The organism is Pseudorhodoplanes sp. (assembly GCF_059499825.1).
The window spans coordinates 79,733-101,535 of the sequence record NZ_JCABZI010000001.1 but is presented as its reverse complement, the minus strand read 5'-3'; the positions used below and the strand labels follow the sequence as shown (position 1 = coordinate 101,535).

The window sequence follows — 21,803 nt, the reverse complement described above, 5'->3', positions numbered from 1 at the left end:
TTGAACCGGAACTGCCCTGAAATCGAAGGTTTGCCAGTGTCCTTGGAGTCCGAAACCAGCCCGCGAGCAAGCCGCACGTTGCAGCGGATGTCGGATTCGGAACACTAGCGTGTTCGATTTCCTCTCGATATTCCGCCGCAAAAAGCCGGGGAAACCGCGAAAGCGCAAATCGTCGGGCAAGTCGTCCGGCACGTGGCGCGTCGAACTGGAAAAGATTGGCGGCCTCGTGGGCAAGCCTGCGTCGCAGCGCACCGCCCTCGCGTCACAAGCGGCGCCGCCGCCCGTCCCCGGCGCCCTGCGGATCGAGCCGTTGCAGGACGAGTTTCTGGTCGGCGATTCGGCGCGCCGGAACCTGCAGTGGGAGCATCCGCTCCATCCCGAGACGTTTCAGCCGGATCACTTCCGGCCCGAACCGCCCAGGCCGGGCCGGAATGCCGGCCATGCCGCGCCTGCGCCGACGATGGCGCGCGCCGAGGCCCCGCCGCGCGCCGCAGAGCCGCGTTTCGTGCCGCCGCGGCCAAGACGCCAAGAGCCGGTCGAACCGCGTCAGCAGGTCACCCAGGGTTATCTGGCCGCGCACAGCGTGGAAAAGAGCTTCGGGCCTCGCAAGGTGGTGCGGGGTGCCAGCCTGTTCGTGCGGCGAGGCGAGGCGGTCGGTCTGCTGGGACCGAACGGCGCCGGCAAGACCACGATTTTCTACATGATCACCGGGCTGATCAAAGCCGATGCCGGCAAGATCGAGCTGGACGGCAACGACGTCACGCCGCTGCCGATGTATCAGCGTGCGCGCCTCGGCATCGGCTACCTGCCGCAGGAAGCCTCGATCTTCCGCGGCCTGAATGTCGAGGAGAACATCCGTTCGGTGCTCGAGGTTGTCGAGCCGGACGCCAAGCGGCGGCAGCGTGACCTGGACGCGCTGCTGGAGGAATTCAACATCACCCGCTTGCGCAAGTCGCCATCGATCGCCCTCTCCGGCGGCGAGCGGCGGCGCGTGGAAATCGCTCGCGCACTGGCCAGCCGCCCCAGCTACATGCTCCTCGACGAGCCGTTTGCCGGCATCGACCCGATTGCGGTCGGCGACATCCAGCAACTGGTGAAGCACCTGACCTATCGCGGCATCGGGGTACTGATCACCGACCACAATGTCCGCGAGACGCTCGGCCTCACCGACCGCGCCTACATCATCTATTCCGGCGAGGTCCTGATGGAGGGCCGGGCCGAGGATATTGTGAATAACGCGGATGTCCGGCGGCTCTATCTGGGTGAAGAGTTCCGCCTGTAATCGGGCAGTTCGCCTCGATTTCTGCCTGATTTTGAGGCGCTTTTACCAAGGCGTGCGCGTATCCGCCCGAATCCGCCTAAAGGGCGTGCGCCTTTTTTCCACATGCACGAACTGTGCCGCTGGGATAGGAATCCCCCATGGCACTGACCACCCGCCTCGAATTCCGCCAGAGCCAGGCGCTCGTGATGACGCCGCAGCTGATGCAAGCCATCAAGCTGCTGCAACTCTCGAACCTCGATCTCATGGCCTATGTCGAGGAGGAACTTGAAAAAAATCCCCTGCTCGAACGGGCTGGCGACGACGACGGGCCGCCAGCGGCGGCCGAACTGGCCGAGCCCGCAGACGGCGGCTTCGAGGGCGAGGGGGCCCAGGAATGGATGGGGGACGACCTCGCCACCAGCCGCAACGCCATCGAGGAGGATCTCGGTACCCGTCTGGATAACGTGTTCCCGGAAGACGGTGGATCGGCCGTTGCTTCGGCCCGCGCCGAAGACGCCACTGCGGCGCATTCCGAATGGGCGAGTGTCGGATCGGGCGGCCGCGAGGACGGCGAATACAATCTCGAAGCCTTCGTGTCGGCCGAGCGAACGCTGGCGGATCATCTGTCCGAACAACTCTCCTTGTCGGTAACCGATCCGGTCAAGCGCATGATCGGTCAGCACCTGGTCGATATGGTCGATGAGGCCGGCTATCTGTCCGGCGATCTGGAGGCGGTTGCCGAAAAGCTCGGTGCCGACATGGCCGATGTCGAGGCGGTACTCGCTGTCCTGCAGACTTTCGATCCCGCGGGCGTCTGTGCGCGAAATCTCACCGAGTGCCTGGCCATCCAGCTCAAGGAGCAGAACCGCTACGATCCCGCCATCGCGGCGCTGCTCGGGCGTCTCGATCTTCTGGCGAAACGTGATTTTGCGAGCTTGCGCAAGCTGTGCGGCGTTGGCGACGACGATCTCATGGACATGATCGCGGAGATCAAGCGCCTCAATCCCAAGCCGGGGCTTGCCTTCGGTTCGACGAATGTGCAGCCGATCGTGCCTGACGTGTTCGTGCGCGCCGCGCCGGACGGCTCGTTCACGGTCGAGCTGAATTCAGAGACGTTGCCGAAAATCCTGCTGAACCAGACCTATCATGCGCGGGTCTCCAAGACGGCCGCCGCAGCGACAGACAAGACTTACCTTGCCGAGAAGCTGCAATCGGCGACCTGGCTCATTCGCGCGCTCGACCAGCGCGCGCGCACGATCCTGAAAGTCTCGGCGGAAATCGTGAAGCAGCAGGATGCCTTCTTTGCGCACGGCGTCCAGCATCTGCGTCCGCTCAATCTGAAGACGATCGCGGATGCGATTTCGATGCACGAATCCACCGTGTCGAGAGTCACCGCCAACAAATACATGGCGACCGCGCGCGGCATCTTCGAACTGAAATATTTCTTCACCTCCGCAATCGCCGCCTCCAATGGCGGGGAAGCGCATTCGGCCGAGGCGGTGCGTCATCGCATCAAGCATTTGATCGATACGGAGACGGCCAATGACATTCTCTCCGACGACACGATCGTCGACAAGCTGCGCGAGTCCGGCATCGACATTGCGCGCCGCACAGTCGCAAAATATCGCGAGGGCATGCGCATCGCGTCCTCGGTTCAACGGCGTCGCGAGAAGCAAGGGGCGTCGATCGGCCGCTAGCGCTGTGATTTCAGTGTTATAGAATCGCGCGAGCGTGAGGCACGGCCGGTCGGCGATACGAACGCGACGGATCGCGCCGGGTTTGAGGGCCATGGCTTTGAAACACCGCGTCTTTCAGACTGGAACTGGCGTGAATGCAGTATCCGACATGCCCGGCCGTAAGCCATTGACGTTGGCGGGGGGCATCCTTATGGTCCGCCGCTCTTCATCCCCAACAGCCCCAGTTCGACCCATTTTACCGGCGGATACGCGGACCGTTTCCAATGGCGCTTAGCGATATTGTGGCCGTGAATGCCGTGATCCCGGCGCTCAAGGTCAATGGCAAGAAACAGGCGATTCAGGAAATCGCTGCGCGCGCGGCCGAACTCAGCGGTCTCGGCGAGCGCACGATTTTTGAAACCTTGCTGCAGCGCGAGAAGCTCGGTTCCACAGGCATCGGACACGGCATCGCGATCCCACATGGCAAATTGCCGAAACTCGACCGGCTGTTTGGATTGTTCGCACGACTCGATCGTCCAATCGATTTCGAATCGCTCGATGGCCAGCCGGTGGATCTGATTTTTCTTCTGCTGGCGCCGGAGGGCGCCGGCGCGGATCACTTGAAGGCGCTGGCGCGTGTTGCGCGTTTGCTGCGCGATCCCGACACCGCCAACAAGTTGCGGGAATCGAACGACGCTGACGCGCTTTATGCGGTTCTGACGATGACGCCGTCGCAGGCCGCGTGAGTCCTTTCGGATCGGAGTGACGTTCGCCGTGCCGTGACGCTCCCGGCAACGGCTCGTGCATACCCAAAATTCTAGTGCAGGCTCAGGGCCTCGAGTTTTTCCTCCGACGCATTGGCGACGGCGGCTTCGTGCGTATCGGTGACGAGGATCGGCGTGCCGTCGGCAGCGTAAAGCACGAACACGTCGCGGCCGGGTGCGAGCAGCGGGGCCTCGGGGCAAAAGAACCCCACATCCTCCGAGCGCGCCACGCGGATATAGGCAAACTGGCGCCACGCGAGCGTCGCAAGGTCGCGCGCGGACATGGAAACGACGGCTGGCGAACGGCTGGACGATGCGGACATGACGCGGCTCCTTTGTTCTTTTGACGAACCGAGCACGCCCCGGGTTCAAGCCGGCCCATGAAAAAGGCCACGGCCGGGTGTGTCCCGGCCGTGGCCCGCATCGATTTGGACTTCGCCGCGTCAGTGGACGCTGACGGCCTCGAGCTCGTTATTCCAGGCATTGGCGACCGCGGCTTCGCGCGTGTCGGTTACCAGGATCGGCGTGCCGTCCGCTGCGTGAAGTGCGAAGAGCTGCATCCCGGGCTGCATTTCCGGCGCCTGCGGGTAAAGCTCGTGCACATTCTCGGATCTGATCTGTTTCACATACGCGATCTTGCCTCCGCCCAGAACGGCGAAAGCTTGAGGCGACATGATCGGCTTTTCAGTTTGTTCGTGGGTCATGTCAGCTGCTCTCCTTCGTCAACTCAACTATTCCTGTGGTCGGTCGGTTCCCTGTGTTCGCCGCCTTGGGTCTCTCGTCCCTCGATATGGTTATTCGTGCGGCGTAATCGAGATGGCGCGCACGACTCGTGCCGGTTCCGGTCGCGCCAGATCGATCGACAGCAGACCGTTCTTCAGATCCGCACGCAGAACCTCCATCCCGTCGGCCAGCACGAAAGTGCGCTGGAACTGGCGGGCGGCGATGCCGCGGTGGATGAACTTGCGCGTCTTGTCGTCGGTCTGGCGACCGCGGATGACGAGCTGGTTCTCCTCGACGCTCACTTCGAGCTGATCGAGGGTAAAGCCGGCAACTGCAAGCGTGATGCGCAGACGCTCCGGGTCTCGGTCGTCGCGCGATAGCCGCTCGATATTGTAGGGGGGATATCCGTCCGCCGCCTTGGTGACACGGTCGAGCACGCGCTCGATCTCGTCGAAACCCAACAGGAACGGGCTGGACAACGAAGGCATTCGGGACATCTCAAAGTCCTTTCCAGCGACTTTGACACGGGGCCCAAAGAGGCACCCCCTGATTTTCCCGGCGGACCCGCCGGGAGTTGACCTTTATATGGGCAGGAATCCGGGCGCTGCAAGCGGGGCTGGAACCGGGGCGAGAGCCTCAGGGGCGGGCACGCATCGCGTCCTTTCGCCCGATCGCTCCCCGCTGTTCGACGGCTCACGGCGCGACTCACCGCACCGAAAAAATCAAAGGCCGCTCGGAGGCGGCCGCAAGATCAGGGCTGGGCTATGATCAAAGCCGGTCGTGGCTTCGGGTTGGTGGAGCCAGGCGGGATCGAACCGCCGACCTCTTGCATGCCATGCAAGCGCTCTCCCAGCTGAGCTATGGCCCCGTCACCAGACTTCCGCCCTCACGGGTTGCGGGCGGATAGCTTAACTCGACCGGACGATCAAGTCTCCTCGTCCTTTTCGAGGCCGTCACCGATGATATCGGTCACGTCGTCGTCGCCTTCTTCATCTTCCTCGATGAAGGTGGAATCGTCGTCGCCACCGTCGTCCTCGACCTCGATATCGTCATCGACCGCATCCGGCAGGTCAGCCTTCTTGCCGGTCGCTTCGGCGTCGGCGTCCTCCAGCGATACGAAGACGGCACCTTCGGCCTCGGCCGTCTCGAGTTCGGGCTCGGCGGCGGGCGAAGCTTTCGCTTCCGGACGGCCGCGGGAGGCGATCGGAGCGATCGGCACGACCTCGCCAGTATAGGGCGAGATCACCGGATTCTTGTTCAGGTCGTAAAACTTGCGGCCCGTCACGGGACAGACGCGCTTGGTACCGAGCTCTGGCTTTGCCACGTTCGGAGGTTCCTTGAAGGGCTTTTAGAAATGAGCGGCTGAATTGGCGGCTTGAGCGACCGGTGTCAATACCGTTTATGGGCGATTTGCGGCTTTCGGCCCGGGATCGGATGACGTGGGAAACGCCCGGTGCTAGGACGGCGCCCACTTTAGCGCCGGAAACGCCGTCTTGAGCCATTCGCTGCCCGCCATGCCGTTAACCGCGCGCCGCTCGCCTGCGCTGAAGGGCCGTCTGCGCGTGCCCGGCGACAAGTCGATTTCGCATCGTGCCCTGATCCTGGCGGCGATGACCGTGGGTGAGACCCGCATTTCCGGCCTGCTCGAAGGCGAGGACGTGATCAACACCGCCAAGGTGATGCGCGCCCTCGGCGCCACGGTGGAGCGAACCGGGGAGGGCGCATGGTCGGTGCGCGGCGTCGGCGTCGGCGGTTTCGCGCAGCCGTCGGGACCGCTCGATTTCGGAAATTCCGGCACCGGCTGCCGCCTCGTCATGGGTGCAGTCGCCGGTTGCCCGGTCACGGCGTTGTTCGACGGCGATGCCTCGTTGCGCAAGCGCCCGATGCAACGCGTGCTGGACCCGCTCAGCCGGATCGGCGCGCGCGTGGTTGATGCCGCCGAAGGCGGGCGGCTGCCGCTGACCCTGCAGGGCGCGCGCGATCCGCTTCCGATCGAATACGCGCCGCCGGTCGCGTCCGCGCAATTGAAGTCTGCGGTGCTGCTGGCCGGTCTCGCGGCGCCTGGCGAGACCATCGTGATCGAGAAGGAAGCGACCCGCGATCACACCGAGAAAATGCTGACGCATTTCGGCGCCGACATCCGCGTCGAGACCATCGGCGAGCACGGCCGCCGGATCACGCTGACCGGGCGGCCTGAGCTTTCGCCGGCGCCGTTGCAGGTGCCGGCCGATCCCTCGTCTGCGGCCTTTCCGCTGGCGGCGGCGCTGATCGTTCCGGGCTCGGACATCGTGCTGGAAGGCGTGATGATGAATCCGCTGCGAACCGGGCTGTTTCTCACGCTCCGTGACATGGGCGCCGATATCGAGACGTTGTCGACGCAGAACGATGGCGGCGAAGAGGTCGCCGATCTGCGCGTACGGGCCTCGAGCCTGCGTGGCGTCGACGTTCCGGCGCCGCGTGCGCCATCGATGATCGACGAATACCCGATCCTTGCCGTGCTCGCGTCCTTTGCCGAGGGCACCACACGGATGCGGGGCCTGAGCGAATTGCGGGTGAAGGAATCCGACCGGCTGGCCGCGACCACCGACATGCTGCGCGTCAATGGTGTGGCGGTCGAGATCGAGGGCGACGACCTGATCGTGCATGGACATGGCCGGGCGCAAGGTCGCGCCCTTGGCGGCGGCGTGGTGGCGACGCATATGGATCATCGCCTTGCGATGTCGGCGCTGGTCATGGGGCTCGCGAGCGACAAGCCGGTCGGCGTCGACGACGCGGCATTTATCGCGACCAGTTTCCCCGGCTTTGTCGAATTGATGCGCGGTTTGGGCGCGGATTTGTCGTGATCATCGCCATCGACGGGCCGGCGGCCTCCGGCAAGGGCACCATCGCCAAGCGCCTCGCGATTCACTACGGCTACCCGCATCTCGACAGCGGCCTTTTGTACCGCGGTGTCGGGCTAGCCGTGCTGCAGGCAGGCAAGCTCGATGACCCGGCTGCTGCGGTGGCGGCCGCGCGCAGCTACGATCCCTCGCGATTTCCGGAGGACGACCTGAAATCCGACGAGGTGGCGAAAGCCGCATCCATCGTCGCAGCCATCCCTGAGGTCAGGACGGCCTTGATCGCACTGCAGCATGAGTTTGCGCGCTCGAAGCCGGGCGCGGTCATCGACGGGCGCGACATCGGGACCGTCATCGCGCCGCAGGCGGAGGTTAAGATTTTCGTAACCGCGACACCCGAGGAGCGCGCGCGGCGTCGGGTCATGGAACTGAGGGGCCGCGGCGAGGCGGTCGATGACGCCGCCGTGCTCGCCGACATCAAGGCCCGGGACGAGCGCGACATGAACCGCTCGGTAGCCCCGCTCAGGCAGGCCGAGGATGCGGTCTTGCTGGATACGACACTTTTGGCTATATCCCCAGCCGTCCGGGCCGCCATCGACATTGTCGAGGCCGTCCGAGCGGGCCGGAGGCCGGCTTAACCGCCCTTCGTCGTTGGAGGAACGCCCGCTTCGCCGCCTCGTCCGGAGGCCTTGGACACGTCCTTTTAGGACAAGCAATCATCGTTCCGGTCGAACGGCTTAACGCGCCGACCCGTCGCTCATGCGGCGGAGCCACTGGTCTTGCGGGGCCTTTGGCCCGTGCGTTCGGAACATCCTAATTCCAATCGGCGCTCGCTAACAGGAGAGTTCATGGCCCAAACAGCCACCGCCACACCGTCGCGCGAAGATTTCGCCGCGATGCTTGAAGAGTCCTTCACGTCAGGAAACCTGCATGAAGGCTCGGTGATCAAGGGAATCGTCGTCGGCATCGAAAAGGACGTCGCCATCATCGACGTCGGACTGAAGACCGAAGGCCGCGTGCAGCTGCGCGAATTCACCGGACCCGGCCGCGGCAACGAGATCAAGGTCGGCGACGAAGTCGAGGTCTACCTGGAGCGCGTCGAGAACGCGCTCGGTGAAGCTGTCCTCTCCCGAGACAAGGCACGCCGCGAAGAGAGCTGGGGCAAGCTCGAAGGCGCGTTCAAGAACCAGGAGAAGGTTCAGGGCGTCATCTTCAATCAGGTCAAGGGTGGCTTCACCGTCGATCTCGACGGCGCAGTGGCCTTCCTGCCGCGTTCGCAGGTCGATATCCGTCCGATCCGCGACGTCACCCCGCTGATGAACAACCCGCAGCAATTCCAGATCCTGAAGATGGACCGCCGCCGCGGCAACATCGTCGTGTCGCGCCGTACCGTGCTGGAAGAGACCCGCGCGGAACAGCGTCAGGAACTGGTGCAGAATCTCGAAGAAGGTCAGGTAATCGACGGCGTGGTGAAGAACATCACCGATTACGGCGCCTTCGTCGATCTGGGCGGCATCGACGGCCTGCTGCATGTCACCGACATTGCGTGGCGGCGTGTCAATCACCCGACCGAAGTGCTCAATATCGGCCAGTCGGTGAAGGTGAAGATCATCAAGATCAATCACGACACCCACCGCATCTCGCTCGGCATGAAGCAACTGCTGGACGATCCGTGGCAGGGCATCGAGGCCAAGTACCCGCTCAACGGCCGCTTCTCCGGACGCGTCACCAACATCACCGATTACGGTGCGTTCGTGGAACTGGAGCCGGGCATCGAAGGCCTGATCCACGTGTCCGAAATGTCCTGGACGAAGAAGAACGTCCACCCGGGCAAGATCGTCTCGACCTCGCAGGAAGTCGAAGTGCAGATCCTCGAAGTCGATCCGGTCAAGCGCCGCATTTCGCTCGGTCTCAAGCAGACCATGCGCAATCCGTGGGAGGTCTTCGTCGAGAAGCATCCGCCCGGATCGATCGTCGAAGGCGAAGTCAAGAACAAGACCGAGTTCGGGCTGTTTCTGGGTCTCGACGGCGATGTCGACGGCATGGTGCATCTGTCCGACCTCGACTGGAAGCGCCCCGGCGAACAGGTCATCGACGACTACAAGAAGGGCGACATGGTCAAGGCGACCGTTCTCGACGTCGATGTCGAGAAGGAGCGCATCTCGCTCGGCGTCAAGCAGCTGGCCAGCGATCCGATGGAAGAGGGCGCGGCCGGCGACCTCAAGAAGGGCGATGTCGTGACCTGCGAGGTGATCGACGTGAAGGAAGGCGGCCTCGATGTGAAGATCATCGGGACCGATCTGGAGACCTTCATCCGCCGTGCCGACCTGGCCCGCGACCGCGGCGACCAGCGTTCGGAGCGGTTCCAGGCCGGCCAGAAGGTCGATGCCCGGGTGACGCAGTTCGATCGCAAGACCCGCAAGGTCCAGGTGTCGATCAAGGCGCTGGAAGTGCAGGAAGAGAAGGAGGCCATCGCGGCCTACGGCTCGTCCGATTCCGGCGCGACTCTTGGCGACATTCTCGGCACAGCGCTCAAGCAGCGCGGTGACAAGGAGAAGGCGGAGTAAATTCCGCTCTCTCGATTTGAGACGTAAACCCCCGGTGCCGGACGCGCCGGGGGTTTTTCATTTTCGCTTCAGCCTTGCGGTTCCAACGCAAGGCCTTCTTTCGGCTCAAGCCGCCCTTTCGCTTAAACCTTCTTTTCGCTTGAGCCTCCTTTTCGCCAAAGCCTGTGATTACCTCTGCTTTGCCAATCGCAAAGGATTGTCGGGTCAAACGCGCATCGCGGCGCTAGACTCTCGCGTCATTCGAATCAAATGGGAGCGAAGCCATGTCGCTCGATTCTCGGCCGCTCGATGCGGACCAGATCGTGGATCGCCGCCGGCTGCGGCGCAAACTGACCTTCTGGCGGGTGCTGGCGGTGCTCGTCGTCATCGCAGCCATCGGCGCGGTTGCCGCAATGTCGCGGCAAGACGGTTTGAGCGGGTCGACGTCGGGCTCGATCGCGCGGGTTACGATTTCCGGACTGATCCGCGGCAATCAGGCGCGGGTCGAGGCGATCGAGAAACTGGCCAATTCCAGCGCCAAGGCCGTGATCGTCCACATCGACAGCCCCGGCGGCACCACGGCGGGCTCGGAGCAGCTCTATGACTCGCTGGTGCGCCTGAAGGCCAAGAAGCCGATGGTGGTCGTTGTCGACGGGCTTTGCGCCTCGGGCGGCTATATCGCGGCGCTGGCATCCGATCATATCATTGCGCAGAGCGCTTCGCTGGTCGGCTCGATCGGCGTGCTGATCCAGTATCCGAACTTCGTCGACCTGCTCAAGACGGTTGGCATCAAGGTTGAGGACGTGAAGTCCTCACCGCTCAAGGCCGCACCGAACGGCTTCGAGCCGACCTCGCCGGAGGCGCGCGCCGCGCTGGCGTCGATCGTCATGGACTCCTATGACTGGTTCAAGGACCTCGTCGCCAAGCGCCGCAGCCTCGAAGGCGAGGCGCTTGCCACCGTCGTGGACGGCCGCGTGTTCACCGGCCGGCAGGCGCTCAAGCTCAAGCTGATCGATGAACTCGGCGACGAGCAGGCCGCGATCGCGTGGCTCGCCAAGGAGAAGGGGATCGACCCCAAGACGCCGGTCCGGAACTATAGCCTGCGCCCGCGGTTCTCGGAGTTCTCGTTCATCCACCTGACGGCGGTTTCGCTGCTCAATGCGGCCGGCCTTGATGGCTTTGCCCGCGGCCTCGAGCAGTCCGGCGCATTTGCGGCGGCGGAGCGGCTTAATCTTGACGGTCTGCTGGCGCTTTGGCACCCTTCACCCGTCAATTAAGCGGCGGACGGCCTGAGGCATGGCCGGATTCACCGACGTACATACCGGGCGGCGCGGATGATCAAGTCGGATTTGGTTACGAAGATCGCGGGACAGAACCCGCATCTTTACCAGCGGGACGTGGAAAATATCGTCAACGCGATCCTGAACGAGATCACGGCGGCGCTCGCGCGCGGCGATCGGGTCGAATTGCGCGGTTTCGGGGCGTTTTCGGTGAAGCACCGGCCCGCACGCACCGGGCGCAATCCGCGGACCGGCGAACATGTTTCGGTCGACAAGAAATCGGTTCCGTTCTTCAAGACCGGCAAGGAAATGCGCGAGCGGCTGAACCGCGGCGAGATCGCCTGAGCCGGTTTGCCGGTCGGTTGCGCCTCGCCAGGCCGCTCGTCCCTTGAAGCAAGATGTAGGCGGCCGCGCCCGGATTTCCTAAACTCACCGCATGTTATGGATTGCGGGTCCACGCTCCCGGCGGGTTTCGCAAATGGCGGCAAACGGAAGGTCCAATGCTCAGCAAGCTCGTCTTCTGGCTCGTACTCGTGCCGCTCGCGATCATCATTCTGATGTTCGCGGTCGCCAACCGCGAGATCGTGACCGTGTCCTTCGATCCCTTCAATGCAACCGCGCCGGCAGCGTCGGTCAGCGTTCCGCTTTTTGTGCTGATCTTCGTTCTTGTGATCCTCGGTGTCATTGTCGGGGGCGTTGCGGCGTGGCTTCGTCAGTCAGGCTATCGCCGTGCGGCGCGGCAGCGCGATGCCGAGGTGTCGGCGCTTCGCCGCGAGATCGAGACGCTGAATTCCACGCTCAGTGAGCGGCTCGACGACCGTTTCGACGCGCCGGTTCCGAACAAGTCCGCGCGGCTCGTCTATCGTTCTTCGGCAAGCGGGTAACCCGCTTCTGCCATGCGCATTGTTTCTGCCGACGATATCCAGAACGCGCTGACCTACCGGGGGCTGATCGACGCTCTCGACGACGCCTTCCGCTCCGATATCGTGGTGCCGGTGCGCCATCATCACACCATTCCGACCGCAGGCGCCGATGCGACGCTGCTCCTGATGCCTGCCTGGAAGGAGGATACGGAGCGCTATATCGGCTGCAAGATCGTCACCGTGTTCCCGGACAATGCCAAGGCGCAGCGCCCATCGGTTTATGGACAATATCTCTTGCTCTCGGGCGAGACTGGAGTGCCGTTGGCGCTGCTGGAGGGCCGCGCGCTGACCGCGTGGCGGACGGCCTGCGCCTCCGCGCTGGCCGCTCGCTATCTTGCGCGAGAGGATGCCTCGCATCTGGTCATGGTGGGCGCGGGCGCGCTGGCGCCGCATCTCATTCGCGCGCATATCAGCGTGCGTCCGATCAAGCGTGTGACGCTTTGGAATCGCACTCGCGCGCGTGCGGTGTCGCTAGGGTTCGGCATCGCGGTTGCAGGCATCGAGGTCGACATCGCCGAGACTTTGGAGGAAGCGGTGAGCGAAGCCGATATCGTCTCGTGTGCAACGCTGTCGGCGCAGCCCCTGATCCAGGGCGCCTGGCTGAAGAAGGGCGCGCATCTCGATCTGGTCGGCGGCTTCACGCCGAAAATGCGTGAGGCCGACGATCAAGCGGTCAAGCGAGCGCGCATCTTTGTCGATACCCGCGCCGGCGCCGCCAAGGAGGCGGGCGATATCGTCGTTCCCATGAAGAAAAAAATCATCGACGCGAGGGCGATCAAGGGCGACCTGTTCGACCTGTGCCGCGGCAAGGTCAAGGGCCGCACCTCGGCCTCGCAGATCACGCTGTTCAAGTCGGTCGGAACCGCGATCGAGGATCTCGCTGCGGCGACACTGGTTTGGCGAAGCCTGTCGGCCTGAGGGCAGACAAGGGCCGCTTGTCGCGGTAGAACCGCGCCGGCCATGACAACCCTCATCAAAATCTGCGGCCTGACCACCGCCGATGCTGTCGATGCCGCGCTCGCCGAGCGCGCGGACTTGCTGGGCTTCGTATTTTTTCCGCCGTCGCCGCGCAATGTGCCGCTCGACCTTGCGCGCGACCTAAGCGCGCAGGTGCAGGACCGCGCGCGCAAGGTGGCGCTTACCGTCGACGCCGACGATGCCCTCCATGCCGCGATTGTGGAGGCACTGACGCCGGACATGCTCCAGCTCCATGGCCACGAAAGCCCGGAGCGGATCAGGGCGCTGAAATCGCGGTTCGGGCTGCCGGTGATGAAGGCCTTGCCGGTCGAGACGGCGGCCGATCTCGATGCCATCCCGGCCTATGCCGCCGCCGCGGACTGGCTCCTGTTCGATGCCCGCCCACCCAAGGATGCGACCCGTCCCGGAGGCCTGGGACGGCCCTTCGACTGGACCCTGCTGAAAGGCCTTGATCAGGGGCTCCCCTTCATGCTTTCCGGAGGGCTCGATCCGGGCAATGTCGGCCAGGCGCTGGAGGTAACCAGTGCGCCCGCGGTCGATGTGTCGTCCGGGGTCGAGTTGACGCCGGGCGTCAAGGATCCCACGAAAGTCATGGCTTTCATCCGCGCGGTGCGCGCGGCGGATGCGGCACGGACGACAGTTGCGAGCAGCAGATGACGATTCAGCAGCCGAATTCTTTCCGCACCGGTCCCGACGAGCGTGGCCATTTCGGCATCTATGGCGGACGCTTCGTCGCCGAGACCTTGATGCCGAACATTCTCGAGCTGGAGGCCGCCTATAATGCCGCCAAGGCGGACCCGGCCTATCAAAAAGAGATGGACCACCATCTCGCGCATTTCGTCGGCCGGCCATCGCCTTTGTATTTTGCCGAGCGCCTCACCGAAAAATTTGGCGGCGCGAAGATCTATTTCAAGCGCGAGGACCTCAACCACACCGGTGCGCACAAGGTGAATAACGTCACCGGCCAGATCATGCTGGCCATGCGCATGGGCAAGAAACGCATCATCGCCGAAACCGGCGCCGGCATGCATGGCGTCGCCACGGCGACGTTGTGCGCCAAGTTCGGCCTGCCTTGCATTGTTTACATGGGCGCGGTCGACGTCGAACGCCAGCAGCCCAACGTGTTGCGCATGAGGATGCTCGGCGCCGAAGTTCGTCCGGTGACGTCTGGCTCTTCGACGCTGAAGGATGCGATGAACGAAGCGTTGCGCGACTGGGTCACCAATGTCGCCGACACCTTCTATTGCATCGGCACGGTCGCAGGGCCGCATCCGTACCCAGCCATGGTGCGCGACTTCCAGTGCATCATCGGCAACGAAACCCGCGAACAGATGCAGCAGGCAGAAGGCCGCCTGCCGGATTCGCTGGTCGCCTGCATCGGCGGCGGCTCAAACGCGATGGGCCTCTTTCATCCGTTCCTCGACGACCGCAGCGTGGATATCTACGGCGTCGAAGCAGCGGGCCATGGCATCCCTTCGGGTCAGCATGCAGCCTCTGTCAGCGGCGGACGTCCCGGCGTGCTGCACGGCAATCGCACGTATCTGCTGATGGATGCCGACGGCCAGATCACCGAAGCGCATTCGATTTCCGCCGGTCTCGATTATCCCGGTATCGGCCCCGAGCACGCCTGGCTCAACGACATGGGCCGGGTGAAATTCCTGTCCGCGACCGACGAGGAGGCCGTGGCGGCGTTTCAATTGTGCAGCCAGCTGGAGGGCATCATTCCGGCGCTCGAACCGGCGCATGCGCTTGCCCGCGTGTTCGACCTCGCGCCGACCTTGCCCAAGGATCACCTGATGGTGGTCAACATGTCCGGCCGCGGCGACAAGGATCTCGACAGCGTGGCGCGATATCTGGGGACGTCGATCGGATGACCACGCGCATCGACCGCAGATTTGCCGACCTCGCGCGCGAGGGCCGCGCCGGCCTCGTCACCTTCGTGATGGCGGGCGACCCCGATTACGACACCGCGCTCGCCATCCTCTCCGCGCTGCCGAAGGCGGGCGCCGATGTGATTGAGATCGGCATGCCGTTCACCGATCCGATGGCCGATGGTCCGGCGATCCAGGCCGCGGGCCTGCGCGCGCTCAAGGCCGGACAGACGATGAAGAAAACGCTGCAGCTTGTGCGCGACTTCCGCAAGACCGACGGCGACACACCCATCGTCCTCATGGGCTATTACAACCCGATCTATATCTATGGCGTCGAAGGCTTCCTCGCCGACGCGATTGCGGCGGGTGTCGACGGGCTTATCGTGGTCGATCTGCCTCCCGAGGAAGACTCCGAGCTCTGCATCCCGGCGTTGAAGGCTGGACTGAACTTCATCCGGCTGGCGACGCCGACGACCGACGACAAGCGCCTGCCGGTCGTGCTCACCAATACATCGGGCTTCGTCTATTACGTTTCGATTACGGGCATCACCGGATCGGCGACACCGAATGCGTCGCGGGTCTCCGACGCCGTCGCTCGCATCAAGCGCCATACCCGGCTTCCGGTTGCCGTCGGCTTCGGCGTCAGAACGGCGGAAAACGCGCGCGAGATCGCACAGGGTGCGGATGCGGTGGTGGTCGGGTCGGCGCTGATCGACCGCTTGCGCGACAGCCTCGATGCCGAAGGGCGCGCGACTAGCGGCACGGTCGAGGCGGTGACGTCGCTGGTGTCGGAACTTGCCGATGGCGTGCGCTCGGTTCGCCGGGTGGCCGCTGAATAGCTTATCAAAAAAGCCGTAATTTCAGGGAAGACACCCTCGCATGATCACACGCCGAACATTGATGTGCGGGGCCGCAGCCGGCTTGGTCGCGAGCCGGTCGTCGTTTGTCTCTTTCGCTGACGCGCAAGTTATTTCCCAGACCGCGAAGGTTGTCGTGCCGTTCCCGGCCGGTGGCAGCACCGATGCGCTCGCGCGCATCATGGCTGACAAGCTGAAAGGCGAGTATGCGCCGGCCACCATCGTCGAGAACCGGGTCGGCGCTGCCGGACGTCTCGCAGTCGAATACGTCAAGAATGCCGAGACCGACGGCAGCGTCATGCTGTTCACGCCGGACTTCCTGATGACGGTCTATCCGCACAGTTTCCGGTCGCTGAACTACGATCCCGTCCGCGATTTCACGCCGGTGGCCACCGTCGCAAAATCGGCGCTGTGCATCAATGTCGGGCCCGCTGTTCCGGCGGACATCAAGACGCTTGGCGACTTCGTGCAATGGTGCAAGGCGAATCCGAAGACCGCGACCTACGCGACAACCGCTGCGGGCGGAACCCCGCACTTCGCCGGTTTGATGTTGTCGCAGGCTTCGAAGGTCGACATGACGTCGGTCCATTACAAGGGCGGTGCGCCGGCCCTGCAGGACCTGATCGGCGGCCATGTCTCGTCGAGCGTCAATCCGGTCAGCGAGGCGCTGCCGTTCGTCAAGTCCGGCAAGGTCCGCACGCTGGCGGTGACCAGCGACAAGCGCTCGACCTTCCTGCCGGATGTGCCGACCATGAAAGAAGCCGGCTACGATGTGGTGATCGAAGCCTGGCTCGGAACGCTGGTGCCATCGAAGACGCCCGCCGATGTCGTCTCCAAGCTCAATCTTGCGATCAGGGATGCCTTTGCCGCTCCCGATGTGAAGCAGAAGCTCGAGGCGATCGGCAACGAACCCGACTACAAGACACCGGCCGAATTTGCCGCAATCGTGCAAGCGGATATCGCGCGCTGGGGACCGGTGGTGAAAGCCTCCGGCTTCGTCGCGGATTGACGGCCACTGGACCTCAGTCAACTGGACATGGGTAGCGACGCAGCATGAACTGGATTTCCAACGTCGTCCGGCCGAAAATCCGCGGGCTGCTCAACCGGCGCGAGACTCCCGAGAATCTCTGGATCAAATGTCCGGAAACCGGGCAGCTCGTCTTCTTCAAGGACGTGGAGGCGAACCAGTTCGTCATTCCCGGCTCGAACTATCACATGCGTATGGGTGCAAACGCGCGCCTGAAGTCGATGTTCGACGGCGAGACCTGGCTCGATGTCGGTGTGCCGGAAGTGCCGACCGATCCGCTGAAATTCCGTGACCAGCGCCGCTATGCCGAGCGCCTGAAGGATGCGCGCACCAAGACCGGCATGAATGACGCCATCAAGCTCGGCTTCGGCCGGCTCGAAGGCATCCCGGTGGTGATCGGCGTGCAGGACTTCGACTTCATGGGCGGTTCGCTCGGCATGGCCGCGGGCGAGGCGATCGTCAAGGGTCTCGAAACCGCGATCGATCGCGGCACGCCCTTCATCATGTTCGCCGCCTCGGGCGGCGCGCGCATGCAGGAGGGCATCCTGTCGCTGATGCAGATGCCGCGGACCACGGTCGCGGTCGAGATGCTGCGCGAGGCGAAGAAGCCCTATATCGTGGTGCTGACCAACCCGACCACCGGCGGTGTCACCGCATCCTACGCCATGCTGGGCGACGTGCAGATTGCCGAGCCCGGCGCACTGATCGGCTTTGCCGGCCCCCGCGTGATCGAGCAGACCATCCGCGAGAAATTGCCGCCCGGTTTCCAGCGCTCCGAATATCTCAAGGAACACGGCATGGTCGACATGGTGGTACACCGGCACGAGATGCGCGCCACGCTCGGGCGCATCTGCCGGCTGCTGACCAAGGCATCGCCGAACGCGCCGCGCAGCACGGCGCAGGCGGCCGCCGTTGAGGCAACCGCGCCAGCCTGATCTGCCCTGGCTTTCTTTCCCTGCTCCCGTCCTCGCGGGTCAGGGTTTCGCCGGAGCGGACGGAATATGCTAGCCATTGTGTCATGTCCGCACTCGACGATACGCTGACGCGCCTCTTGGCCCTGCATCCGAAGCTGATCGACCTGTCGCTCGATCGGATGTGGCGGCTGCTGGAACGGCTCGAACATCCCGAACGCCGGCTGCCGCCGGTCATCCATGTCGCCGGCACCAACGGCAAGGGCTCGACCATCGCATTCATGCGCGCGATCCTGGAAAGCGCCGGCCATCACGTTCACGTCTACACCTCGCCGCATCTGGTGCGGTTCAACGAGCGCTTCCGGCTTGCATCGGAAGGCGGCGGCAGGTTCGTCGACGACGACGAATTGCGCGCCACGGTCGAGGAGTGCGAGCGCGTCAACGCCGGCGAACCGATCACGGTGTTCGAGATCACCACCGCGGCCGGCCTGCTGCTGTTCTCACGGCATCCGGCCGACGTGCTGCTGCTCGAAGTCGGTCTCGGCGGCCGGCTCGATGCCACCAATGTGGTGGAGGCGCCGCTGCTGAGCGTGATCACGCCGGTATCCCTCGATCATGCCGATTATCTCGGCGACACGATCCAGAGTGTTGCCGCCGAGAAGGCCGGCATTCTCAAGCGCAACGTGCGCGCGGTCATCGGGCCGCAGATGCCGGAGGGGCTTGCGGTGATCGAACGCGCGGCGGAGCGCGTGCGTGCGCCGCTTCGCGTGGCGGGCGAGCACTGGAATATGAGCGAGGAGCACCGGCGGCTGGTCTATCAGGACGATGACGGGCTTCTCGATCTTCCGGGGCCTAAGCTGATCGGCCGCCACCAATTCATGAATGCCGGTGTCGCGGTCGCGGCCCTGCGCGCGTCCGGCCTGAAAATCCCGGGCGAGGCTTATGAGGCCGGCGTCGTGAAAGCGGACTGGCCGGCGCGTATGCAGCGCCTCACCCACGGCAATCTGGTGAGGCTGGCGCCGCCGGGCAGCGAAGTCTGGCTGGATGGCGGGCACAATCCGGACGGCGGCCGTGCGGTTGCGGTCGCGCTTGCCGATATCGAGGAGCGCGCGCCGAAGCCGCTGGTGATGATCGTCGGCATGCTTGGCACCAAGGATTTCGAAGGCTATCTGCGCTGTTTCACCGGTCTGGCGCTGAGGCTCTACGCGGTGCCGGTGCCGGATGCGCAACGCAGTCTGCCGCCGGACCTGATCGCGGAGACGGCGAACAGGATCGGAATTCCCTCCGAGAGCGCAGACGGTGTCGAAGCGGCGCTGTCGGCGATCGCGCTTTTGTCCTTCGATACGCCGCCGCGCATTCTCATCGGCGGATCGCTCTATCTCGCGGGCGACGTGCTTCGACGGAATGGCACCCCTCCGATCTAGGGTCTTGTCGCGGCATCGATTTTGCTAACTCGTCCGCAATGAATGCGACGTGCGTATCCAGGAGATTGCAATGCCCAAAGAAACCATCGTGCCGGCGGGCTCCCCACCGCCTCTGGCGCCTTATTCGCCTGGCACCAAGGCTGACGGCATCGTCTATGTGTCCGGCATGCTGGCCATGGACAAGGACGGCAAGACCGTTGGCATCGGCGACGTGAAGGCGCAGACCCGGGCCGTCCTGGACGCGATCAAGTCCGTGGTCGAGACCGCCGGCGGCACGATGTCGGATATCACCTTTAACTCGATCTTCCTGAAGGATCTCGCCGACTATGCGGCAATGAACGAAGTCTACCGCGAGTACTTTCCAAGCGAGCCGCCGGCGCGCTATTGCATCCGCGCCGATCTGGTCCGGCCGGATTTTCTGGTCGAGATTTCGTCGATCGCGCATGTCGGACGCTGAGAATGCCGTTCGCGCAGCGTGACGGCGCAGATCTGTACTGGGAAAAATCAGGAGACGGTCCGCCGCTGATCCTCGCCTCGGGTCTTGGTGGCGTGCTCGGCTATTGGCAGGCGAACCGCGCCGCGCTTGAGCGTCATTTCACGCTCTATCTGTTCGACCAGCGCGGCACCGGGAAGTCGTCCCGCATCGAGGTCGCGTCGATCGAGCAATTGTCGGCCGACGTCATCGCCGTCATGGATGCCGCGGGGCTTGAATCGGCACATTTCCTCGGTCATTCGACCGGCGGTGCGATCGGGGTCGCCACCGCGCTCGATTATCCGGGCCGGCTGCGCTCGTTGATGATCTATGCCAGCACCACGCACGGCGATCCGTACCGCCATCGCATTCTGGGCTTGCGCAGTATCATTCATGCCGGACTGGGTGCGGAAGCGTACGGGAAATACACCTCGCTGCTGCTGTATCCGTCTTACTGGATCAACGCCAATGACGAGGCGTTGCGACAGGCGGAGGCCCAGGCCGCGGCCCAGCTCGGCGAGCCCGCGATACAGACGAGCCGGCTCAACGCGATCCTGGCCTTCGACCGGCGCGCGGAGCTGGGACGCATCATCATTCCAACCATGATCCTGTGCGCGGACGACGACATCCTGACGCCGCGCTATTTTTCCGAGGAGTTTGCGCGGCATATGCCGCACGCGCGGACGCTGTTCGTGAAGCGCGGCGGGCACGCTTTCTCGCGCACCGAGCCGGATCAGTTCAACGCCATCGCCATCGAGTTTTTCAACGGAGTTGCAAAGTCATGAGAGTTGTCCAGACCTGTCTTGCCGCCGTGCTCCTGGCCGCGTCCTCCACCATTGCACTGGCACAGGACTGGCCGACACGGCCGCTTCGCGTCGTCGTGCCGTTCCCGGCCGGCGGGAGTGCCGATACGCAGACGCGTGTGATTGCCGACGAATTGTCGAAGGCCCTCGGACAGCCGGTCGTGATCGAGAACAAGCCGGGTGCCGGCGGCAATATCGGTGCGTCGGAAGCTGCGCGCTCGCAGCCGGACGGCTATACCCTGTTCATGGCAACGACGGGCACGCATGCGAGCAACGTCTCGCTTTACGACAAGCTGCCGTACGACCCTGTGAAGGACTTCGCGCCACTGACCCTGGTCACGATCTATCCGCAGGTCGTGGTGCCCGGCCTGAAGATGAAGGATGCGCCGTTCAAGGACGTCGTCGCGCAGCTCAAGGCGGCAGGGGACAAGGCCAATTTCGGATCGTCCGGCACCGGCTCGCCGACGCATCTGGGCGGCGAATTGTTCAAGAACGCCACCGGTACGCAGATGGTGCATGTGCCCTATCGCGGGCAGGGACCGGCGCTGAACGACATGCTGGCCGGTCAGCTCGACGTGATGTTTCCGTCGATCTCCGACGTGCTGAGCTTTCTGCAGGCCGGCAAATTGCGTGCAGTGGCCGTGCTCAACGAGACGCGTTTGAAGCAGATTCCGGACGTGCCGACCGCAGCGGAACTCGGCTATCCGGGGCTCAACAGCTCAATCTGGAGCGCCCTCTACACCAAGGCCGGGACGCCACAGCCGGTGATCGACCGGCTCAGCAGCGAACTGGTCAAGATCGTCAACTCACCGGCGTTCAAAGACAAGTTCGAGGCGCTGGGCTTTGTCGTGAAGACATCGACGCCGCAGGAACTCGCAGCGTTCACGGACGCCGAAACCAAGCGGTGGGGCGACATCATCAAGACGCTCGGCATCAAGCCGCAGTGAACCGGCAAATTTGGCGATCATGAAACGCGAACGGCCGGCCTCGCGGCCGGCCGTTCGAAAGAGACAAACGATTTTCCCGATCAGACCGCGGCGTTGATCCACTGTTCGAGTTTCGCCTTGGGCGCCGCGCCGACCTGGCGCGAGGCGAGTTCGCCGTTCTTGAAAATCATCAGGGTAGGGATCGACATGATGCCGTATTTCGACGCCACGCCCGGATTCTCGTCGACATTGAGCTTCACGATCTTGACCTTCTCGCCGAGCGCGGTCTGGATCTCGTCGAGCGCGGGCGCGATCATGCGGCAGGGGCCGCACCATTCGGCCCAGAAATCGACCACCACAGGGCCGCTGGCCTTCAAGACTTCGGTCTCGAAATCCGCGTCCGATACCTTTCCAACGGCCATGTCATAACCTTTCGAATCGTGGGATGGCTTGAACTTCGCCTTCGAACCTAAGAACCGCCCCAGCCGGGGTCAACCCCGCCTCAGGCGAGCGTGATCCGGCAA

Annotated in this window: 24 protein-coding genes and 1 tRNA gene; 19 read left to right on the top strand and 6 right to left on the bottom strand. The window is 63.8% G+C overall.

Features of this window, described 5'->3' with window-relative positions:
• Positions 1-109 precede the first annotated feature (109 nt).
• The 3 genes from lptB (at position 110) to ptsN (ending at position 3,683) form a co-directional block, all read left to right on the top strand.
• On the top strand, positions 110-1,282 hold the full coding sequence (gene lptB / locus AC5I5I_RS00495) for an LPS export ABC transporter ATP-binding protein (RefSeq protein ID WP_495969177.1): 1,173 nt from the start codon (positions 110-112) through the stop codon (positions 1,280-1,282).
• A 137-nt stretch (positions 1,283-1,419) separates the two neighbouring features.
• Positions 1,420-2,958, top strand: coding sequence for an RNA polymerase factor sigma-54 (gene rpoN, locus AC5I5I_RS00490; RefSeq protein ID WP_495969175.1), 1,539 nt, complete (start codon positions 1,420-1,422; stop codon positions 2,956-2,958).
• A 263-nt stretch (positions 2,959-3,221) separates the two neighbouring features.
• The gene (ptsN, locus tag AC5I5I_RS00485) at positions 3,222-3,683 is read left to right on the top strand and encodes a PTS IIA-like nitrogen regulatory protein PtsN (RefSeq protein ID WP_495969174.1); all 462 of its coding nucleotides are present in this window, start codon (positions 3,222-3,224) and stop codon (positions 3,681-3,683) included.
• A 71-nt stretch (positions 3,684-3,754) separates the two neighbouring features.
• Here the strand turns inward: ptsN and AC5I5I_RS00480 are convergent, their stop codons facing one another.
• From AC5I5I_RS00480 to AC5I5I_RS00460, 5 genes are all read right to left on the bottom strand, one after another.
• Positions 3,755-4,024, bottom strand: a complete 270-nt coding sequence (locus AC5I5I_RS00480; RefSeq protein ID WP_495969173.1) for a DUF1150 family protein — start codon at positions 4,022-4,024, stop codon at positions 3,755-3,757.
• A 120-nt stretch (positions 4,025-4,144) separates the two neighbouring features.
• The gene (locus tag AC5I5I_RS00475) at positions 4,145-4,405 is read right to left on the bottom strand and encodes a BQ00720 family protein (RefSeq protein WP_495969172.1); all 261 of its coding nucleotides are present in this window, start codon (positions 4,403-4,405) and stop codon (positions 4,145-4,147) included.
• Between the two features lie 90 nt (positions 4,406-4,495).
• A complete protein-coding gene (locus AC5I5I_RS00470; RefSeq protein ID WP_495969171.1) occupies positions 4,496-4,921 on the bottom strand; it encodes an Hsp20 family protein in 426 nt (141 codons plus the stop codon).
• Between the two features lie 295 nt (positions 4,922-5,216).
• Positions 5,217-5,292 (bottom strand) — tRNA-Ala (locus AC5I5I_RS00465).
• A 57-nt stretch (positions 5,293-5,349) separates the two neighbouring features.
• Positions 5,350-5,748: a TIGR02300 family protein gene (locus AC5I5I_RS00460; RefSeq protein ID WP_495969169.1), complete on the bottom strand. Its 399-nt coding sequence runs from the start codon at positions 5,746-5,748 to the stop codon at positions 5,350-5,352.
• A 190-nt stretch (positions 5,749-5,938) separates the two neighbouring features.
• On the opposite strand from AC5I5I_RS00460, the gene aroA reads away from it, so the two are divergent.
• The 16 genes from aroA (at position 5,939) to AC5I5I_RS00380 (ending at position 21,300) form a co-directional block, all read left to right on the top strand.
• A complete protein-coding gene (gene aroA / locus AC5I5I_RS00455; protein WP_495969167.1) occupies positions 5,939-7,267 on the top strand; it encodes a 3-phosphoshikimate 1-carboxyvinyltransferase in 1,329 nt (442 codons plus the stop codon).
• Positions 7,264-7,899, top strand: a complete 636-nt coding sequence (locus tag AC5I5I_RS00450; protein ID WP_495969166.1) for a (d)CMP kinase — start codon at positions 7,264-7,266, stop codon at positions 7,897-7,899. The genes aroA and AC5I5I_RS00450 overlap by 4 nt, the downstream gene beginning before the upstream one ends.
• A gap of 210 nt (positions 7,900-8,109) precedes the next feature.
• Positions 8,110-9,828 carry a 30S ribosomal protein S1 gene (gene rpsA, locus AC5I5I_RS00445; protein ID WP_495969165.1) on the top strand — a complete coding sequence of 573 codons (1,719 nt, stop codon included), beginning with the start codon at positions 8,110-8,112 and terminating at the stop codon, positions 9,826-9,828.
• 263 nt (positions 9,829-10,091) lie between these two features.
• Positions 10,092-11,084, top strand: coding sequence for a signal peptide peptidase SppA (gene sppA / locus AC5I5I_RS00440; protein ID WP_495969164.1), 993 nt, complete (start codon positions 10,092-10,094; stop codon positions 11,082-11,084).
• A gap of 27 nt (positions 11,085-11,111) precedes the next feature.
• Positions 11,112-11,432: an integration host factor subunit beta gene (locus tag AC5I5I_RS00435; protein ID WP_495969807.1), complete on the top strand. Its 321-nt coding sequence runs from the start codon at positions 11,112-11,114 to the stop codon at positions 11,430-11,432.
• 155 nt (positions 11,433-11,587) lie between these two features.
• A complete protein-coding gene (locus tag AC5I5I_RS00430) occupies positions 11,588-11,971 on the top strand; it encodes a LapA family protein (RefSeq protein ID WP_495969163.1) in 384 nt (127 codons plus the stop codon).
• A gap of 12 nt (positions 11,972-11,983) precedes the next feature.
• Positions 11,984-12,928 carry a bifunctional Delta(1)-pyrroline-2-carboxylate/Delta(1)-piperideine-2-carboxylate reductase gene (lhpI, locus tag AC5I5I_RS00425; RefSeq protein WP_495969161.1) on the top strand — a complete coding sequence of 315 codons (945 nt, stop codon included), beginning with the start codon at positions 11,984-11,986 and terminating at the stop codon, positions 12,926-12,928.
• 42 nt (positions 12,929-12,970) lie between these two features.
• Positions 12,971-13,645: a phosphoribosylanthranilate isomerase gene (locus AC5I5I_RS00420; protein WP_495969159.1), complete on the top strand. Its 675-nt coding sequence runs from the start codon at positions 12,971-12,973 to the stop codon at positions 13,643-13,645.
• Entirely contained in the window at positions 13,642-14,862 is a 1,221-nt protein-coding gene (trpB, locus tag AC5I5I_RS00415; protein WP_495969158.1) for a tryptophan synthase subunit beta, read from the top strand. The genes AC5I5I_RS00420 and trpB overlap by 4 nt, the downstream gene beginning before the upstream one ends.
• On the top strand, positions 14,859-15,698 hold the full coding sequence (gene trpA / locus AC5I5I_RS00410; RefSeq protein ID WP_495969157.1) for a tryptophan synthase subunit alpha: 840 nt from the start codon (positions 14,859-14,861) through the stop codon (positions 15,696-15,698). Before trpB ends, trpA begins: the two co-directional genes overlap by 4 nt.
• A gap of 40 nt (positions 15,699-15,738) precedes the next feature.
• Positions 15,739-16,725, top strand: coding sequence for a tripartite tricarboxylate transporter substrate-binding protein (locus AC5I5I_RS00405; protein ID WP_495969156.1), 987 nt, complete (start codon positions 15,739-15,741; stop codon positions 16,723-16,725).
• 44 nt (positions 16,726-16,769) lie between these two features.
• The gene (accD, locus tag AC5I5I_RS00400) at positions 16,770-17,678 is read left to right on the top strand and encodes an acetyl-CoA carboxylase, carboxyltransferase subunit beta (protein WP_495969155.1); all 909 of its coding nucleotides are present in this window, start codon (positions 16,770-16,772) and stop codon (positions 17,676-17,678) included.
• 83 nt (positions 17,679-17,761) lie between these two features.
• Positions 17,762-19,078, top strand: coding sequence for a bifunctional folylpolyglutamate synthase/dihydrofolate synthase (locus AC5I5I_RS00395; RefSeq protein ID WP_495969154.1), 1,317 nt, complete (start codon positions 17,762-17,764; stop codon positions 19,076-19,078).
• A 70-nt stretch (positions 19,079-19,148) separates the two neighbouring features.
• Positions 19,149-19,535 carry a pyrimidine utilization protein C gene (gene rutC, locus AC5I5I_RS00390; RefSeq protein ID WP_495969152.1) on the top strand — a complete coding sequence of 129 codons (387 nt, stop codon included), beginning with the start codon at positions 19,149-19,151 and terminating at the stop codon, positions 19,533-19,535.
• A 2-nt stretch (positions 19,536-19,537) separates the two neighbouring features.
• On the top strand, positions 19,538-20,335 hold the full coding sequence (locus tag AC5I5I_RS00385; protein WP_495969151.1) for an alpha/beta fold hydrolase: 798 nt from the start codon (positions 19,538-19,540) through the stop codon (positions 20,333-20,335).
• Entirely contained in the window at positions 20,332-21,300 is a 969-nt protein-coding gene (locus AC5I5I_RS00380; protein WP_495969150.1) for a Bug family tripartite tricarboxylate transporter substrate binding protein, read from the top strand. Before AC5I5I_RS00385 ends, AC5I5I_RS00380 begins: the two co-directional genes overlap by 4 nt.
• 80 nt (positions 21,301-21,380) lie before the next feature.
• Here AC5I5I_RS00380 and trxA read toward each other — a convergent pair whose 3' ends face one another.
• Positions 21,381-21,701 (bottom strand): thioredoxin, encoded by a 321-nt coding sequence (trxA, locus tag AC5I5I_RS00375; protein ID WP_495969148.1) that lies wholly within the window; start codon positions 21,699-21,701, stop codon positions 21,381-21,383.
• Positions 21,702-21,803: the final 102 nt, after the last annotated feature.